The sequence below is a fragment of the Azospirillum sp. genome (assembly GCF_050789165.1).
The window spans coordinates 1-3205 of the sequence record NZ_JBOZRT010000078.1; the positions used below are offsets into that span (position 1 = coordinate 1).

2 protein-coding genes and 4 pseudogenes are annotated in these 3205 nt (G+C 67.2%); 4 read left to right on the forward strand and 2 right to left on the reverse strand.

The window, feature by feature from the left end; translation table 11 throughout:
• Positions 1-314: 314 nt before the first annotated feature.
• The 4 genes and pseudogenes from ACRWK7_RS16960 to ACRWK7_RS16975 form a co-directional block, all read left to right on the forward strand.
• A pseudogene (locus tag ACRWK7_RS16960) lies at positions 315-830 on the forward strand (aldo/keto reductase); the annotation flags it as partial.
• Positions 785-1108 (forward strand): annotated as a pseudogene (locus ACRWK7_RS16965) (aldo/keto reductase); the annotation flags it as partial. The pseudogenes ACRWK7_RS16960 and ACRWK7_RS16965, both read left to right, overlap by 46 nt.
• A gap of 146 nt (positions 1109-1254) precedes the next feature.
• Positions 1255-1710, forward strand: a complete 456-nt coding sequence (locus tag ACRWK7_RS16970) for an SDR family NAD(P)-dependent oxidoreductase (RefSeq protein ID WP_431857450.1) — start codon at positions 1255-1257, stop codon at positions 1708-1710.
• Positions 1707-1919 carry an SDR family oxidoreductase gene (locus tag ACRWK7_RS16975; protein WP_431857451.1) on the forward strand — a complete coding sequence of 71 codons (213 nt, stop codon included), beginning with the start codon at positions 1707-1709 and terminating at the stop codon, positions 1917-1919. Before ACRWK7_RS16970 ends, ACRWK7_RS16975 begins: the two co-directional genes overlap by 4 nt.
• Here the strand turns inward: ACRWK7_RS16975 and ACRWK7_RS16980 are convergent.
• Positions 1891-2837: pseudogene (locus ACRWK7_RS16980) on the reverse strand (IS630 family transposase). The gene ACRWK7_RS16975 and the pseudogene ACRWK7_RS16980 overlap by 29 nt on opposite strands.
• 101 nt (positions 2838-2938) lie before the next feature.
• A pseudogene (locus ACRWK7_RS16985) lies at positions 2939-3142 on the reverse strand (IS630 family transposase); the annotation flags it as partial.
• Positions 3143-3205: the final 63 nt, after the last annotated feature.

Here is a 3205-nt window from a genome sequence, read left to right on the forward strand (position 1 = left end):
AACCCAGCCCGGCATGAGGGGGCCTCTACCCGCTGGCCCCTCGCGGTCGGCACGGTAGCACTCGGCCAGCGCCCGACTTTTTCAACGATATCCGCCACGAGCGGCCATTCAGAGCGCTACGGATCTGCCGAACCGCGGGGCACACGGAGCGGGCGCCAATAGCGGGGAGTGGCGTTCGGAGGGTGCCCCGCCGGATCGCCGCCCTATTGTCAAAGCAACGGCTTGCGAAGCGGCAGATCCGGAGGTCTGGAATGGACGTGCGACGTTTGGGGCGGAGTCTCGAGGTGTCTGCGGTCGGGCTCGGCTGCATGGGAATGTCTGAGTTCTACGCCGGGCGCGACGAGACGGAGGCGATTGCCACCATCCACCGGGCGCTCGAACTTGGCGTCACGCTGCTGGATACGGCTGACATGTACGGCGTCGGCCGCAACGAGGAACTGGTCGGCCGCGCCATCCGCGACCGCCGCGACCGCGTCGTCCTGGCGACCAAGTTCGGCAACGTGCGCGGGGAGGATGGCAGCTTCCTCGGCATCGACGGCCGGCCGGAGTACGTCCGTTCCGCGTGCGAGGCGAGCTTGCGCCGGCTCGGCCTGGAGGTGATCGACCTCTACTACCAGCACCACGTGGATCCCAACACCCCCATCGGGGACACCGTGGGCGCCATGGCTGATCTGGTGCGCGACGGCAAGGTGCGCTTTCTCGGCCTGTCCGAAGCTGCGCCCGAGACAATCCGGCGCGCCCACGCCGTGCACCCGATCGCCGCTTTGCAGACCGAGTACTCGCTGTGGAGCCGCGATCCGGAGGACGCGATACTGCCGACCGTGCGCGACCTGGGCATCGGCTTCGTCGCTTACAGCCCGCTCGGGCGCGGGTTCCTCACCGGACAGATCAAGCGTTTCGAGGTCTGGCCTCCGATGACTATCGTCGCAACTCACCCCGTTTCCAGGGCGAGAACTTCCAGCGCAACCTCGACCTGGTCCGCCGTATCGAGGAGATGGCGCGCGACAAGGGTTGCACGCCGGCACAACTGGCCCTGGCTTGGGTGCTGGCGCGCGGGCCGGACATCGTGCCGATCCCCGGCACCAAGCGGCGTACCTACCTGGAACAGAACCTCGGCGCCCTGTCCGTCACGATGAGCGCCGCCGAACTCGCCGCCATCGACGCGGCGTGCCCGCCGGGCGCCGCCGCCGGCACCCGCTACCCGGAAGCCGGCATGCAGTCGGTCAACCGCTGACCCATGACACGAGGCCTCCCATGAACTTCGACCTTCGTGACCGCCGTGCTTTGGTGACCGGCTCGACCGCCGGCATCGGCTTCGCCATCGCCCGCGGCCTCGCCGCCCAGGGCGCCGCTGTCGTCGTCAACGGCCGCACCTCCGAGAGTGTCGAGCGCGCGGCCGCTCGCATTCGCGAGGCAGTTGCAGGCGCCATCGTGGAGACAGTTGCCGCAGATGCCGCTACGCCCGAAGGGGCCGAGGCATTGGCCGCACGCGCCCCATCCTTGGATATCCTGGTCAACAATCTCGGCATTTTCGAGCCGAAGCCGTTCTTCGAGATCCTCGACGAGGACTGGCGGCGCTTCTTCGAGGTCAACGTGCTGAGCGGCATCCGGCTCGCCCGGCGGTACGCACCAGGCATGGCGGAGCGCGCGGCTGGGGGCGCATCCTGTTCATCTCAAGCGAGTCCGCCCTCAACATCCCACGCGAGATGATCCACTACGGCATGACCAAGACCGCCCAGCTCAGCGTGTCTCGCGGGCTGGCCATCGAGCTGGCGGGAACCGGCGTGACGGTGAACGCTGTCCTGCCGGGGCCGACGCGGATCGAGGGAGTGGAAGGCTTTCTCCAGAGGCTTGCCGACGAGAGCGGTAGAACGCTAGAGCATTTTCCAGTTACTCCGGCTCATAGCCAGCGGCGGTGAAGTAGTTGGCGCATTCATCGGGAGGGAACTCATCGAGGAGTTGGCCGATGGTTTGCCAGCGGGCCTGCTTGGTTCGGGCCGCCGCCTTTCTCAGGAGCGCCTTGAGCTTGGCGAAGGCGTTTTCGATGGGGTTGAAGTCCGGTGAGTAGGGCGGCAAGAGCAGGAGGCGTGCGCCGGTGGCGGTGATTGCCGCCCGCACCGCGGCGCTCTTGTGGGCTGGCAGGTTGTCCATGATCACGACATCGCCCGCTCGGAGCGTCGGGCACAGGATCTGCTCGACATAGGCCAGGAACCACCGCCCGGTCATCGGCCCATCCAGCACCATCGGTGCCGTGAAGCCGCTCAGGCGCAGACCGGCGACAAAGGTGGTGGTCTTCCAGTGGCCGTGCGGGATGCCGGCGCGCAACCGCTCGCCGCGGGCGCAGCGCCCATACAGGCGAGCCATCTTGGTCGAGGCGCCGGTCTCGTCGAGGAACACCAGCTTGGTCGGGTCAAGGTCGGGCTGCGCCTCGAACCACGCCTCCCGTGCCGCAGCGACATCCGCGCGGTCCTGTTCGGCCGCATGCGCGGTTTTTTTTATACGTGATGCCGCGCACGGCGAAGAAGCGCCACAGCGTGCCGATGCTGGCGGACGCGCCGCGCTCCTCACGCAGGAGCACCTGCAGCTCGGTCAAGGTGAAGGTGGGGCGTCGCCGCGACGAGGTCGAGCAAGAACTCCGCATGAGCATCGAGCTTCGAGCCGCGCGGCGGGCCTTGGCGCCGCGCCGCCGTCTCGCCGGTGCTGCGCGCCCGGCGCACCCACACGATCGCCGTCGCGACCCCTACCTGATAGCGCGCTGCGGCTTGCCGGGCCGATAGGCCAGCCGCCACCGCCTTCAACACGCGATCCCGCAAATCCTGGCTGTAGGCTCGGGCCATGCAGATCCTCCATCCGTCGAGGACGGTGAATCACGCAGCCCAGCTGCCGTAAATTCCCCCTGAATCGGTAACCCCTGAAAGCGCTCTAGAGCATTTTCCTCTCAATCACGGTCATATCCGGCGGCCGAAAAGAAGTTCACGCACTCCGCCGGCGTGATTGCGTCGATGCCCTGTCGAATGGCCTCCCAGAGAGCGTCCTTGGTTCGCGCCGCGGCCTTCTTCAGGAATGCCTTGAGTTTGGAGAAGGCCATCTCGATTGGGTTGAAGTCGGGGCTGTAGCAACCGTCTTTTTCCGAAGGAGGGAGTGAACCGTGGGTGCTCCCTGTCAAGGCGCGCGCCGAGGCGCGCCCGCCTTTCGGGCGGCTTCA